The 15,037-nt window shown below is 67.8% G+C and carries 8 protein-coding genes; 3 read left to right on the forward strand and 5 right to left on the reverse strand.

Going from position 1 to position 15,037, the window contains the following annotated elements:
* Nucleotides 1-63 precede the first annotated feature (63 nt).
* Nucleotides 64-1,116, forward strand: a complete 1,053-nt coding sequence (locus ACVBEQ_RS18775; protein WP_447154818.1) for a chorismate-binding protein — start codon at nucleotides 64-66, stop codon at nucleotides 1,114-1,116.
* Nucleotides 1,117-1,138: 22 nt separating this feature from the next.
* Here ACVBEQ_RS18775 and ACVBEQ_RS18780 read toward each other — a convergent pair whose 3' ends face one another.
* Together ACVBEQ_RS18780 and ACVBEQ_RS18785 are read right to left on the reverse strand one after the other, a co-directional pair.
* Entirely contained in the window at nucleotides 1,139-2,527 is a 1,389-nt protein-coding gene (locus tag ACVBEQ_RS18780) for a UTP--glucose-1-phosphate uridylyltransferase (RefSeq protein ID WP_447154819.1), read from the reverse strand.
* Between the two features lie 152 nt (nucleotides 2,528-2,679).
* Entirely contained in the window at nucleotides 2,680-3,168 is a 489-nt protein-coding gene (locus tag ACVBEQ_RS18785) for an Lrp/AsnC family transcriptional regulator (RefSeq protein WP_447154820.1), read from the reverse strand.
* A 196-nt stretch (nucleotides 3,169-3,364) separates the two neighbouring features.
* Here ACVBEQ_RS18785 and ald point away from each other — a divergent pair, with 196 nt between their 5' ends.
* Nucleotides 3,365-4,480, forward strand: coding sequence for an alanine dehydrogenase (gene ald, locus ACVBEQ_RS18790; protein WP_447154821.1), 1,116 nt, complete (start codon nucleotides 3,365-3,367; stop codon nucleotides 4,478-4,480).
* A gap of 150 nt (nucleotides 4,481-4,630) precedes the next feature.
* On the opposite strand, the gene ACVBEQ_RS18795 is transcribed toward ald, so the two are convergent.
* From ACVBEQ_RS18795 to ACVBEQ_RS18805, 3 genes are all read right to left on the reverse strand, one after another.
* Nucleotides 4,631-5,068: an OsmC family peroxiredoxin gene (locus tag ACVBEQ_RS18795; protein WP_447154822.1), complete on the reverse strand. Its 438-nt coding sequence runs from the start codon at nucleotides 5,066-5,068 to the stop codon at nucleotides 4,631-4,633.
* Nucleotides 5,069-5,196: 128 nt separating this feature from the next.
* Nucleotides 5,197-7,569, reverse strand: coding sequence for a C40 family peptidase (locus tag ACVBEQ_RS18800; RefSeq protein ID WP_447154823.1), 2,373 nt, complete (start codon nucleotides 7,567-7,569; stop codon nucleotides 5,197-5,199).
* Nucleotides 7,570-7,950: 381 nt separating this feature from the next.
* On the reverse strand, nucleotides 7,951-13,791 hold the full coding sequence (locus ACVBEQ_RS18805; RefSeq protein WP_447154824.1) for a peroxidase family protein: 5,841 nt from the start codon (nucleotides 13,789-13,791) through the stop codon (nucleotides 7,951-7,953).
* A 402-nt stretch (nucleotides 13,792-14,193) separates the two neighbouring features.
* On the opposite strand from ACVBEQ_RS18805, the gene ACVBEQ_RS18810 reads away from it, so the two are divergent.
* The coding region (locus ACVBEQ_RS18810; RefSeq protein WP_447154832.1) for an AfsR/SARP family transcriptional regulator at nucleotides 14,194-15,037 on the forward strand (844 nt) is incomplete at its 3' end.

Below are 15,037 nucleotides of genomic sequence, written 5' to 3' on the forward strand. Positions count from 1 at the left end.
TGGGCAGTATGGGTCAGCACGCGCAGGGTGTTCGGCCCGGCCCGCGGCCCTACGCTGAGCGCGATGTCCGCCGCCCCGCCTCCGCCGTACGCCTACCTGGGCGGGGTGCTGGCGACCGATTTGGCCGAGACGGTCGACCTGCAGGAGCATCCGGAGGTCCTCGATCGCGGGGGCTGGTGGGCCGTATTGGCCACCTTCGAGGGAACGATCACCGGCTACCGCTTCGATCGCGTCCGCCGCACCCCGCTGCCGGTCCCCGCAACGACCTGGCGGGGCCCGGCCCGGGATTGCTGGCAGACCTCTGTCGATCGGGCCGGGTACCTGAACGGGGTGCATCGCATCCGCCGGCTGATCGAGGCCGGCGAGGTGTACCAGGTCAACCTCTGCAGGCTGCTGTCCGCACCGCTGACCGGCCAGCCTGATCCACTGGCACTCGCGCACCTGTTGGCCGTCGGGAATCCGGCGCCGCACCAGGGCGTGTTGCATCTGGGCGGACGCTGGGTGGTCACGGCGTCGCCGGAACTGTTCCTCGCACGGACCGGCGACGTACTCAGCTCGTCACCGATCAAGGGCACCACCATGCCCGGAGAACCCTTCGCCGACAAGGACTTTCCGGAGAACATCATGATCACCGATCTGGTCCGCAACGACCTCGGCCGGATCAGCCGGCCGGGCTCGGTCCAGGTCACCGAGCTCCTCGAACGTCAGGAACACCCCGGGCTCGCGCATCTGGTGTCGACGGTGCGGTCCGAGTTGGCACCCGGACGCGGCTGGGCCGACATCCTGGCGGCGACCTTCCCGCCAGGCTCCGTCACCGGAGCACCGAAGATCCGTGCGATACAAGCGATCTCGAATCTGGAGCCGGTGCCGCGCGGCCCCTACTGCGGGGCCATCGGGTACATCGACGCCGACACCGCACGCGCCGAACTGGCGGTGGGCATCCGCACCTTCTTCACCACCCCCGCCCCAGGACCCGAGGGCGAGCAGATGCTGCATTTCGGCACCGGTGCCGGCATCACGTACTCCTCCGACCCTGCGGCGGAGTGGGCCGAGACCGAGCTCAAGGCTGCCCGGCTGATCGACCTGGCCAGCGGCCGGGCGCTCCCCGGTCGCTGACCGGGGAGCGGCGCGAACCTCGTCAGTCCTTGCCCAGCACCTGACTGTCCGGGATGGTGCCCGGCGAACCGTCCGCGGTGACGGTGGCGGCGCCCACGACGACGACGTCCCGACCGAAGGTCCAGTCGCCCTGCACGGTGAGCGAGTCACAGCGGGCCAGTGACGGCGCTCCGTAGGGAAAGCGCGCGTCGAAGTCGTTCACCAGCTTGTACGGCTTGTCCAGATCGACCAGCGGCGCTTCCGTCCGCTCGGGGATCAGCCGGACCTGCGCGCCGTCGGCCACCTCATACGCGTCGGAGCGCAGCACCAGCAGGTCGCTGGTCGCCTTCACCGGCAGGAACCGCGATCGATCGACCTCGATCGCCCCGGCACCATCGAACACACCGATGGCGGCACCCATTGCTGTCTCGATCTGGATCACCTCGGGGCTGGACGGATCCGCCGGATCGACGGTCTTGACGTTCCGGATGATCGGCAGGCCGAGCACCCCGTCGTTGGCCTGCAGGACCGCGTCCAGCGCCGTCAGATCCAGCCAGAGATTGTTCGTGTTGAAGTAGCGGTGCCGATTGATGTCGCCGAACGCCTCGGCGTCCTCCGGCCTGGTCTGCGCCGACTCCCGCAGCACCAACTGCCCGTCGCTGATCCGCCGTGCGAGATGGCCGCCCTTGCGGTCGGCGGCGGTCCGCCGGCAGTACTCCGCGGCGAACGGGCTGCCGGACGCGGCGAACCAGGCGGCGAGCCGCGGATCGGGCCGGGCGCCAAGGTTGTCCGCGTTGGACCCGAACAGGTAGCGGTACCCCTTGTCGAGCAGTGTGCGGAGCAGGCCCGACGCATCCAGTGCTGTGTAGATGTCGCCGTGCCCTGGCGGGCACCACTCCAGGCTCGGGTCCTTCGGCCAGCGCACCGGCGTCAGGTCGTCCGAGCGGAGTTTCGGCTCACGGTTCTGCAGGAAGTCCAGCGGCAGGCCCTCGACCGGGAGTTCCGGATGCGCGGACAGCGCATCGAGGGTGTCCTGTGAGGTGCGGAAACTGTCCATGAACACGACGGGCAGCGGGACCCCGTACTGCGCCCGCAGGGCCAGCACCTGCTCGGCGATGATGTCGAGAAAGCTCTTGCCGGAACGAACTTCGAGCAGGGACTTGGCGCGGTCCATTCCCATCGAGGTGCCGAGCCCGCCGTTGAGCTTGACGACGGCCGTCACCGCGAGCGCCGCCTTCGCCGCGTCCGGGTCCTCGTCGAGGTCGTCCAGCCGGGGCAGCTCCGTGACCGGCTCGAGGTCAGATTCGGCCAGCAGTCCGGTTTCTCCCGATTCGAGCACTCCGTACGAATGGGCGAACACCGCGATTGCTCTCGGGTGCACTCCGGCCTCGGTCATCAGGTCACGTGCCTGTTGCAGTCCGTTGCTCGTCATGCGCGAAATCGTAGGGCAAACGGTGGCGACGCCCCGGGCAGGTTCCAGGGGGTGCGACTCGTACCGAGCGGGATTTCGCCGAAATGCCCTGCACGACGCGCTGTGTCATGTCCCGACATTCTGTGATGTCATCGGCCAGGTCGATTCGGGCGTCACAACTCCCGGCCGGCCCCCCTGACGTGCTCGAAGATCAGGTTCGTCTCAGTCAGCGCCACCTCGGGATGCGCGGACAATTCGTCGACGACGAATGTCCGCAGTGCCGCTGAATCCGTCGTGGCCACGTCGAGCAGGAAATCGTCGGCACCGGCCAAGAAGTAGATGTTGCGCACCTCCGGTCGCAGTCGCATGCGATCGGTGAACAGTTGCATGCGGTCGCGGGCACCCGCCCGCAGCCTGACCGCGATCATCGCCTGCAGCGGAAGGCCGATCGCGTCTGGATCGAGGTCGGCGTGGTAACCGCGGATGACGCCCGACTCACGCAGTGCACGAACTCGGCCCAGGCAGGTCGACGGGGCGATCCCCACCTCGGCGGCCAGCGCATTGTTCGCGATCCGCGCGTCACGGACCAGGACAGCCAAAATCCGGCGATCGATGCGGTCGAGCGGAATACGGCCCGACTCGGCCGCGGCGCTTCTGTCCATCGGCAAAGACCTGTCGAGAGCCCGAACATTCTTCTCCGGCGAGCGCCTATAAAACGGTGGAATTGAAGATTCGTCGGACATGCCCCCACTCTATCGAATCTTTGTCGCTTCCATTCCAGTATCAAGATCAAAAGTTCATACTGAACGGAATCAGGAGCCGCCCGGCACCCACCGCCCACGACATATGGAGCCCAGCATGCGCATCGGTGTCCCCCGTGAGGTCAAGAACCACGAGTACCGGATCGCACTGACACCCGCCGGGGTCCACCAGCTCGCACTGGCCGGCCACGACGTCGTGATCGAGGCCGGCGCCGGTGCCGGTTCGCTCATTCCCGACGCCGACTTCGTCGCGGCCGGCGCCAAGATCATCGACTCGGCGGACGAGGTCTGGGCCACATCCGAGATGGTCCTCAAGGTGAAGGAACCGGTGGCGAGCGAGTATCACCGGCTCCGCGAGGACCTGGTGCTGTTCACCTACCTGCACCTGGCGGCCGATCGCGCGCTGACCGATCAGCTGATGAAGGCCGGGACGACGGCCATCGCGTACGAGACGGTGCAGCTTCCCGACCGGTCGCTCCCGCTGCTGGCACCGATGAGCGAGATCGCCGGACGGCTGGCAACTCAGGTGGGCGCGTACCACCTGATGCGTAACGAGGGCGGGCGCGGCGTGCTGCTCGGTGGCGTGCCCGGTGTCGTCAACGGCAAGGTCACCGTCCTCGGCGGCGGCGTCGCGGGCGCGCACGCCGCGAGCATCGCCCTCGGGATGCGGGCTGACGTCACCATTCTGGACCTGTCGCTGCCCACCCTGCGCCGCCTCGACGCGCAGTTCAACGGGGCCGTGAAGACCGTTGCCTCAACACCTTTCAGCATTGCCGAGGCCGTGCGCGAGTCTGACCTGGTGATCGGTTCGGTGCTGGTGCCGGGCGCGAAGGCGCCGAAGTTGGTCTCCAACCAGCTGGTGTCGGAGATGCAGCCCGGGTCGGTGCTGGTGGACATCGCCGTCGACCAGGGCGGCTGCTTCGCCGACTCGCGGCCGACCACACACGACGATCCGACGTTCAAGGTCCACGAGTCGGTGTTCTACTGCGTGGCGAACATGCCCGGCGCGGTACCGCGGACGTCGACCTTCGCGCTGACCAACGCCACGCTGCCGTACGTGTCGGCCGTCGCGGGATTGGGCTGGAAGAAGGCGATCTCGCTCGACCATGCCCTCGCGGCCGGGCTGAGCACCCACCGCGGCGCGGTCACCAACCTGCAGGTCGCCAAGGCGCACGACCTGGAGTCGGTGGACCCGTACTCGCTCGTCGGCTGACAGCAGACCTGCGGTCGCCGATGGTCCGCTTTTGCCGATGATCATGCGGCCCAGCACGCGACACGCCGACAACACGCCCGCGAACTTGTGCTGGGCCCCATGATCACCACGGAAACGGTGCCGCCCGGGGCAGCGCCGTCCACGGGCCGGTCAGGCGAGCGCGGCGTCCAGGGTGATGTCGACGCCGGTCAGCGCCTTGGACACCGGGCAGGTCTCCTTGGCGTTTTCGGCGGCCGCGAGGAATCCGGCCTCGTCGAGTCCCTCGACCACGCCCCTGACCTTGAGTGCAATGCCGGTCAGCCGGAGGCCACCGGCGGGATCGGGGCCGAGGCTGACCTCCGCATCGGCGACGAGCGACTTGGGCGTGCCGCCGGCCTTCGCGATGACGCCGGACAGCTGCATGCAATAGCAGGATGTGTGTGCCGCGGCGATCAATTCCTCGGGACTGGTGACGCCCCCAGCCTCGTCCGCTGTGCGCCGTGGGAACGACACATCGAAGGTGCCGGCGCCGGAGCTGACCAGTTGGACCTTGCCGGAGCCGTCGTTGAGGCCACCGTTCCATTCGGTGTGCGCGGTGCGTGTGGGCATGCCATCTCCTTGCGATCGGACGTGCGTGTGGGGCCGCCCGTTGAGCGGCCGCTGGTGCATCCGTGGCCAAGATAGCCGTGTCGTCGAGACACTCGCGGCGGCCCCATCGGTCGTGGTCCGACTCCCACTCACTTGTCCGGCTTGTCCGCTTCCGTTGTCCCGCAGTCGAAGTGATCGTCGCTTGACGCTGCCGGTGCCGGTGCCGGCGTCAGGGTCCGGACCGCGGCCTCGAAGGCGGTCATCGGGACGTCTGTCGCCGGGGCGGTCGGGACCATGGTCGGCGGCGTCGCCGCGGTCGGCGGCGCTGTGCCGGTCGCCGTGTCCCCGGACGGCGGGGTCGGGCATTCGTTCGGGGTGTCGGTCGTCGGGTTGGTGGTCGCTGCTGGGGCGGTGGTCGATGCTGGGGCGGTGGTCGATGCTGGGGCGGTGGTCGGAGTGATGGGCACGGACGCCGTGCCGGCGGTCGTTCCGGTGCTCATGGCGGTCGAGTTGGATGCTGTCGCGGTAGCGGTCGACGGCGTCACGGTCGTCGACCGAATCTGATCCGGCGGGGAAGCGACTGAAGCGGCAGTCGTCGAGGGGACGGCCGGTGGCCGGGTCGTCGGGGATGGGATCGTCGATGTCGTCGCGGCTGAGGACCGCGGCGGCGGGGATGAGGCCGTGGATGCGGGTGTGGAAGTTGCTGCCGATGAGCGTGACGGTGCCCTGGACGTCGACGGCACGGCCGACCCGCCGGCGGCTGACGACACGCTCGCACGGCTTCTCGGCGCTGACGTGGTCGGTGCTGACGTGGGCGGCGCTGAAATCGTCGACGCGGTGGTTGCCGAACCAGCGGTGGTCGGAACCGCCGACGGCCGCGCGGTTCTCGGCGCGCTCGATGAAACGACCGGGCCGGCCGGCGGCGCGGCGTAGCCGCCCCGTGGCGTGAACCGGAACGCCGACTCCACCGGAGCCCCGCCGCCGACAGATGTCGTGCTCCAATACCGATGCACCGTCGGGTCGGCATCCCCCCGGGCCAGCCGGACCACGTGCACCGGATATCCGACCCAGGATGCCTCCAGGATGTACCGCTCTCCCCCGATGGTCCCGAGATACACCGCGACATGTCCTGGGAAACCGACAATGTCGCCCGGCAGCGCGCGGTCCCACCCGACGGAAACCCCGGCCCGGCGTTGTGAAGCCGAGTCGCCGGGGATGGTGAATCCGGCATGGCCCAGCACGTAGGCGCTGAGACCGGAGCAATCGAAACCGATCTCGTGCCCGCAGCTGTTGTACTGGCCGCCGCCGCGACGACATCCGTTGTCGGGACCGGCTCCCGAACCGCCGCCACCCCAGACGTACGGCATGCCCAATGCCGCGAACCCGGCCCGCAGGCCGCGCGCGACGGCGGCGTTCGGGACGGTGATCGTCCGACCGGCGATCGCCCGGTCCACATAACGGTTGTCGGGAACCGCGATCGTGACCGGCGACGTCCCCAGCGCAGGCAGACCGCCGCCACCGAAGTACCGGGCGAAGAGGAAGAAGAAGTTGCGGTTGCCGTAGGACGAGCAGGCGTCACCGACGCCGGGATAGGCGGCCAACGAGGCGGCGTTCGGCTGGTACGGGGTGTAGTTGTACAGCGATGCGGTCGCCGTGTTCACGATCGTGACAGGCGCCGAGCCGCAGCCGGATTCGACCACGTTGTAGAGGACGTCGGCGGTCTGGCCCGCCCGGTAGTGGTAGCGCTCAGGGTCGAGCCGGTAGCGCGCCCACTGTTTCGCCATGCCGTACGCCTGAGCGAACAGCCCGGCATGGGCGGGGTCGCAGGCCGCCGTGCCGCCGGGTCCGGTGTCCGGGCAGTGCCAACCCCACGCGGCGTCGTAGGTCGACGCGGAAGGGTCGGTCCGGTCGAGCAGTCGTGACTCCTTCTGCAGGGTCACCAGCATGACCTGCGGGTTTACCCCGCACGCCCTGGACACCTTGCCGATGATCGCGGCGGCGGTGTCGGCCGCGGCGCCCCGGAATTCGCTGCAGTACCGATCGGCCGGCTGATCGGTCGTGGCAACCCGTACCGCGCGGAGACAGGAAGGGCCGAAACAAGCGGCGCCCTGTTGGTCGATGAACTCTGAGATCTGTTGATCCGTCATGCTTGTCGTGTCGTAGAAGGCGGCATCGGAGATGATGTTGCCGGCGTCGAACATCAGATCGGCCGAGCTCACAAAACGTGCACCGAACGGCTCCGGCACCGCCGTGTGCCCCGCTGACACCATCACCGGCACCATGATCGAAGGCGCCGAGACCCGGGATGGGGCGACCTCGGACGGCACGACCTGGGCGGGCGAGATGTGCACTGGGTCAAGGGCAGCCGTGTCGGCGGCCAGTTCGAACCGGCTATCCTCCGCAACAGCCCGGCCGACACCAGCCAACCCGGGGCCGGAACCCGCCGCCGGAAGCAACCCGGACGATCGGTCGGCGGCGGGAACGCCCTGCCCCAGCGGGATCGCGGCGATCAGCAGGGCCACCGCCAGCATGGTGGCAAGCCGCACCCACGTCCAACGGCGCGGCCATCGGTCGCCCGCAGCGGCGAGCGGAGACGCCAAGTCATTCGGCAGCTGCGGTGATCTCGGCGCGCCGGAAGCGCGGTGCCGACCCCTGCTGGATGGTGTCATCGCGGGCTGTCTCCCTCACGCGATCGGCCGAGAAGTCCTGAACGACGGAATGTCTGATGGAGCGGCGCCCGGCAGTCCCCGGACGGACCGCAGGGCCCGACGGCGAGGGGGGTATCGGCGTCGGGCCCTGCGGCATTTCCATGGTTGGTCTTGTCCTTCACTCACCAGCCGAGCTGAGGAGCAGTCGGGCGGCCCGCCCCCAACGAGCGGGCCGCTCGAGCTGTCATCGCTTCGTCACGGACCGGTCGTGAAGCTCCAGGTCGTCGCCGGGAGCGGATTCCCGGCAGCATCCCTGATCCCGGTGGAGAGCCGAGCGGTGTAGACGGTGTTGGCCGCCAACGTGATGCTCGGGTTGACCGTCACGACCCGGGTGGTCGCGTTGTACGACACCACCGAGGTGACGAGGGTTCCCGTTGCCGTGGTGCCCAGGCGCACGGTGGCGTTCGCGGCCGTCATGGTCGCTGCCTGCATCGCCTCACTGAACGTCGCGGTGACGTTGGCAGTGCGACTGACGCCGGTGGCGTTGACACCTGGGGTCCTGGCGGTGACGGCCGGAGCCGGTCCGGTCAGGAAGGTCCAGGTCGTCGTCGCCAGCGGGTTGCCGGCTACATCCCTGATCGCCGTTGCGCCGCCGGTCACCGTCACCGTGTAACGGGTGTCGTTGGCCAGGTTGGCATTCGGATTGAGGATCCACTGGTTCGTGGTCCCGTTCCGGGTCACCACCGCGCCGATCAGTGCGTTGGTCGCGGTATTGCGCAACGTGAACGTCGTCCCGCTGACCCCGTTGACCGCCTCACTGAAGGTGGCCGTGATGTTGTTCGCCGCCGCGACCGCCGTGGCATTGACCGCAGGGGTCCGTGCCGCGATGGTCGGCGCAGGGCCGGTCAGGAACGTCCAGCTGGTGGAAACCAGCGGAACGTTGGTCAGGTCCCTGATTGCTGCGGCGCCGCCGGCCAGCCTGACCGTGTACCTGGTGTCCGGCAGCAGGTTCGCCGTCGGATTGATGGTCAGGATCCTGGTGGTGGCGTTGAACGTCACAGCTGAGGGCACCAGGGTGCCTGTCGCTGTCGTTCCCACCCGGATGGTGGCCGTGGTCGTGCTGAACCCGGTGATCGCCTCGCTGAACGTCGCGGTCGGGCTGACCGTGACGGCCTGGTTCACGGCGTTGTTCGTCGGGGTCACCGCGGTCACCGTCGGCGCCGGATTGGCGGCGGCGACTCCGGTCCCGGTGAGGGGAACCGAACGGGGGCTGCCGGTTGCGTTGTCGGTGACCACGAAGGTCGCCGACCGCGCACCCGCGACCGTCGGCCGGAAGGCGATGCTGGTGGTGCAGCTGGCACCCGCCGCCAGCGTCACACCGCACGTGGTGGGGCCGAGAACGAAGTCACCGGCATTGGTTCCACCCAGGGTCCGGCTGGTGATGGTCAGCGGACCGTTACCCGAGTTGGTCAGCGTGACGAGCTGACCGGCCGTCGTGACTCCGACGGTGGTGTTGGCGAAGGCCCGCCCGGCAGCCGGCGACAGGGTCGCCACCGGTGTCGGAGCAACCGGCGTCACGGTGTTGGAGAGGGCCGAGAATGCACCCGTACCGAATGCATTCGTCGCCGCCACTCGCAACTGATACGCCGTGCCGTTGGTCAGCCCGTTGACCGTTCCGCTGGTCGCCGTTTCATCGGTCACCAGGCTGGTGACGGTGGTACCGCCGGCTGTCGGAACCGCCTGGATGGTGAAGCCGGTCAGCGTTCCGGCCGGCGCCGTGAAGTTCACCGTCGCGGAGCCGCTCGTCGCGGTTGCGGTACCGATGACAGGTGCTGCCGGCGGCGCCACCGTGACGGTGCCGTCCGTGAACTGCAGCGTCTCGATGTTGCGCAGGGTGTCGGTGCCATCGGTTGCAGTGCCGCCGCTGTGCGTGACGGTGATGGCCGCCAGGTTGCCGTTCGCGGCCGGCACCGCAGCGATGTCGTAATCCGCCACGGGTCCGGAGAACAGTGCGGTATCCGTTCCGGCTGTGCCGGTGAGGATTTCGCGCACCGCCACGATTTGTCCGGGGTTCACCGTTCCGGCGAACACCGCCTGCTGCAGGGTCGGTCCGGTCAACGTGCCGGTGGCCGTCCGCTGGTACTGGCTGGTCATCGCACTCTGGCCGGCACCCTCGACGCTCGCCGAGCCGATTTCCGGACCGCTGCCGTCGGGGTTGGTCCGAACACTCAACCGAACGCTGACATACCTGTCACCGTCGATGATGTCGTCGGCGCCGCGACCTTCGATCAGGTCGTTGCCACCGCCGCCGAGCAGGATGTTGCCTGCACCCCAGACGTTGCCGGTGAGGATCGGGCAGTCACCCGAGGCGGACTGCGCAACCACTCCGGCCAGCGGGGTGCTGAGCGCGGGCAGCAGCGGGTCGAGGCCGGCAAAGCTGTTGACGCCGTTCTGGTCCAGCACGTCACAGCCGATGAAGCCGCCGCCGCCGACCTGTTCCGGGACGATGTCGTCGCCGCGGAGGATGTCGTTCAGCTTCCAACCGGACAGCGCCTCCACCTCGTTGTACTTGTCCCGTACGCCCACCTGGAGGATGTCCAGCGGAGCGATCGGCAGCGCGAGGTCGGCGTCCTGGGCAAGATCTCCCTGACCGATCTCGAAGTCGAAACCAGATGCGCCGGCGACCTTTTCGATTCCGGAACCGGCAACACCGATGTCGTTGCCGCCCTCCATGTCGTAGTCGTCGTCGCCACCCTGACCGATCATGATGTCGGAGCCGGGCATCTGGGAGTCGTCGAGGAAGAACAGGTTGCTGCTGTCCCCGATCATCAGGTCGGGTTGGTCGCCGCCCTCTTCCCAATCGTCCCCGCTGTCGCCGAGTGCGGCGTCCAGACTCTGTCCCAGGTAGATGAAGTCGTCGCCGGCCCCACCGAAGGTTTCATTGGCGTTGGCGCCACCGTTGGTGAAGTCCTTCCCGTCGCCGGCCATGATGATGTCCAGACCGGGACCGGCGTCGATCGCGTCGTTGCCCGGACCACCCTTGGGCACATCGTCGCCACCGAGGTCGGTGATGATGTCATCGCCGTCGCCGCCGAGCGCCACGTCAGCACCGGCACCGCCCTCGATGAAGTCCCGGCTCTCGGCACCCCAGAAGGTGTCGTTGTCGTTGCCGCCGCGCATCCGGTCCACGCCGGACGTGCCGTTGTACACGGCCTGTCCGTTGATTCCGGGAGGATCGATCGTGTTGACCGCCCGGTACTGGATCGTGCCGTCCGGCTGGCGGATCAGCAGAGCCGACTCATTGCATTCCGACTTCGGGTCGTCGGCGACGGTGTTCCCGAAGGTGGTGAATCCTGCCGGGGTGCCGGCGAGGTTCGCCAACTGGAACTTGCAGTCCGCGGTCGCGAAGGCATCGGCCTTCAGGGTATGGACGTTGGTGTTGCGCATCATCATTTCGGCGAAGGAGTTGCCCTCGAGCTGGGCCCGCAGGTTCATGCCCGGGGTACGCGCGAGGTAGTAGAGCCGGTCGCCGTTCTGCAGGTCGGTGAGCTGATTCTCGAACACGTAGTTGAACGTCGTGCCGAGCAGACCACCGAACGGGTTGGTGTTCTCCGCGAGGCCACCGATCCAGAGGTCGACGGTGTCAAGTCCCGTCCTGGAGGTCGTCCCGTTGTTCGCCCAGTTGTCGACGCTGTTCATGAAGGCGGCGGCGTCGGTCGGCACATGCGCTTCTCCGAGCAGTGGGTTGACCAGTCGCTTGGCCGCGGCCCGCTTGGAGGCCAAGGTTGCCGGACCGTTGTCGGCCGTCTCGTCCGCGGTGGTCGCCGGATCATCGACGAGCTCACCATCCGGGCCGACGTTGGTGAGAATGGTCGGATGCCGGCCGTAGGCGGCGACGAAGTTGATCAGCGACTCCGGGTGCTTGAGGTTCTCACCGAAGTCGACCCAGCTGGCGTACGGGGCGAGCTGACCGTCATTGGTCGCACCGAAAATCTGCCGGCGCAGCACGTTCAGCGGCGGAATCCCCTCGGAACGCGCACGCGTCATGTTGATCGTGGCGAGATCGAGCGGAAGTCCCAGCAGGTTGTTCCGAAGGGTCTCGGTGACGAACTCGTCCAATTCGTTGCCGACCTGATCCGACATTCCCATGATGATGCTGCCGGCCGCTTCCTCGGCTGTCAGCTCTCCCGCCGACCCACCGTTGGTGTACTCGACCGGGTCGAGGAATCCATCCAGCAGGGATATGTCGTTGCTGGATCCGTCCTCGTTGGTCCGCGAGATGGTCTCGGTGAGCATCGAGTGGCCGAACCGGTAGACGGCGTGGGCGAACTCGGCGCGGACCGCCGGATTGAGGTCGGGCTGAGTGAAGGCGAACGGTTCGAACGGGTTGATCGCCGGCTGAACCTTGCGGGCGAACTCCTCGAACACGAGGTGCTGGTATTCCATCTCGGTGACGAACCGGGCCGCCTGGAAGAGTCGCTCGCCGTACTCGAACGTCGTCGCGCTGGTCGCCTGGTAGGCCGCCTGCAGCGAAGGGTTGTTGGCCAGCGTGGTGCTGATGTCGCCGACCAACCGGTCGTGTTCGGAGTGGAACACCTGGTGGATCGCGCTGAGTCCGATGTTCTCATTGCACCGGCCGTCACCGCAGGTGAAGTGCGCGTCGAGCAATTCGTTGTCGTAGGTTCCCGCCGGTGACGGCGTCGCGAGGCTCTCGCCGGCGGTGCTGTCCGCGTCCGGTCCCGTCGCAGTCGGCACCGCACTGTGCGCGATGTCGGTCAGGAACGGGGTGTCGAAATGCAGCGCGTTAGCCGGGACCGGAACCGGGTTGGTGAGGTTGCCCTCCACCGGTGCACCGGTGGTCATGTACTGCGGCATGCCGTTCGGGCCGGGAACGAAGTTGCCGTAGGCGTCGGCCACCAGCATCGGGATGTCGTCGACGTCCGCGTCGGTGAGCAGCAGACCGAGAACCTCGGCGGCCTGCTTCTTGGTCGTCGCCCAGGTGGAGATGCCGGCGTCCTGGGTGGCAGGTGCGTTCGCCGGAAGCTCGCCGCCGAGCAGCCGCCCGGTGGCGACCGGCCGGCCGCCGACGAGCTCGTACTCGCGCAGGAAGGCCTGGTGGGACGGGTGCGAGGTGTAGGTCTGGCTCTGGTCGACCCAGGGGGTGTCGGTGTTCTCGGCGTCCTGGACGTCGTCCGCGGTGCCGAGTTGGCCGTCGGGTCCGGGCTGGTTCTGACCGCGGGTCAGCACCATGAACCGCAGATTTGCGGGCAGGTCGTCGGCATTGCCCAAGACGTGGTCCTTGCCGGCGATCAACGGATCGTCGGCCTGCAGTGGCACGAAGACAGTGCCGCCGCCCTTCACGGTCTGGTCGACGCCGTGGTCGAAGAACTGACCGAAGAGGGTGAACAGCGAGTTGTAGGGCGGCGAGAGACCGACGTCGGTGGTGACGTTCGGGATGAACAGCGTCTCGTGCGACGGAGTGCAGTCCGGAGGAACCGCAGCGATTCCGGCGATCGGATCCGGGTCGGTCGTGCACGGAACCACACCGGTGTTGCCCTGGGTCCGCACGGGGAACCCGGCCGCCGCGATGGCTGCCGGGTTGGTGGAGGTCTGGTCGACGATCAGGTTGCTGATCACCCTGGGCTGGCTGTCGAACACGGTGTTGTCCTGCGACTTGTCCGCATACGACGACGGGCTCGGCGGCCCGAACAGCGGCGGGTTCGATTCGGCGGCGCTGAACACCGGGGTCGCAAGCCGCGGGAACACCACGTCGGCCGCTCCGTGTTTTTCTTGACCGGGCACCAGGTTGTTGCAGGAACCGTCGACCGTTCGCAGGCCGAATGACAGGAGCGGGCTGGCCAACTGGTTCGGGCCGGTGCCGAGCAGCGCCCCACACGGTCCGGTTGCGGTCGTCGTGTTGGCGACGTGCGCCTCGGCGACCTTGATCTGCTTGAGGATGTACGACAGATCGGAGGCCGTGATGGTGAATCCCTCGCCGACCGGGGCAGCGGCAGCGGGTGGCGCGACGAGCCCTGTTATGGGTATCGAGATCGCAAAGGCGACCAGCGCGGCCATGAATTTCTTTGCCTTCGGCATTGCGACCTCCGTGATGTGGCGCCGAGCGCAGGCACTCCCACCTGATGGGTGGTCATGATCTGGCGCAGCGATGAAAGTGGACCGGCACTGAAACCCGATGCCGGGTCGTTGCGGATTCTGCGTTCGGTCCGTCAAAGAAACGTAAAACGCTGAATGCGCTGCTTCCTCGGCGCGGAAGCCGGCCGGGAACCCGGTGGGGCCTGGCTCCCACCCCCTGTATTAGGGGTTCTTGCATGCCAGGCGCTCCCCTAGCGTCAGTGCTGTTCGGTGGTGCGACGGCGCTCCGGTCCGGAAGGGGGAACCGTGACGATCAGCCCGGTGCACGAGCCGGTCGGCACGGCAGCCAGCGGCGTCGCCGATGCATCGACAATCGTTGTGCCGCAGTCGCTTCTCTGCGTCAGGATGCTCGGATCGCTGGTTGTCCGGCGGGCCGACGGAACTGAGGTCCACCGCGGTGAGTGGCGAACGGGCAAGGTCATCGACCTGCTACGACTGCTTGCTCTCGCGGACGGTGAGCCGGTTGCGTCGAAGAGCCTCGTCGCGTCACTGTGGCCCGGCTCCGACCAACAACACGGAAATGCAAGCCTACGAACCGCGGCATCTCAGATTCGGCGAATCGTCGGGGGTGATCACGTCGAGCGAAGCCTTTCGGGTCTTCGTCTGCGCCATGCCTGGATTGACGTCACCGAATTCCGCCGATTAGCCACGCAGGCCCATCAATTAGCCGCCCTTGGTCACCACAATGCTGTGCGAATTGCCGCACGGGAAGCGTCCGAACTGTACAGGGGCGATTTCGGTGCCCATGACGACGGCGCGGAATGGGTGCAGTCCGAGAGGAACAGCCTCTCCGGCGCACACCAGGTGCTGCTCTGCGATGCTGCGGAGGCAGCCATCGAGCTCGGTCTCGGCCATGAGGGTGTCGACTTCGCCCGCCGGGCGACGACAGTCGATCCCTTCAGTGAACGAGCCACACGACTGCTGATGCGCGGACATGCGGCAGTCGGTGAGGTCTGCCTGGCGCTGCGCGAGTACGAGCGGTGCCGGCTACTGCTGGTCGACGAGCTCGGCATCGACCCGTCACCGCCGACCCGCGAGCTGCACCTTGCGTTGCTCCGAGGGGAGCACAGCGGCGCACCACCGATCCAGGAGCCCCTCGGTGCGGAACCACCTGCGGCACGTCCACGGCTGACCCCGCGACGCCTGACCTCACCCCCTCTCATCCCAGCCCCGCCAACCCCACCCCCGC

Source organism: Nakamurella sp. GG22, from assembly GCF_052976845.2.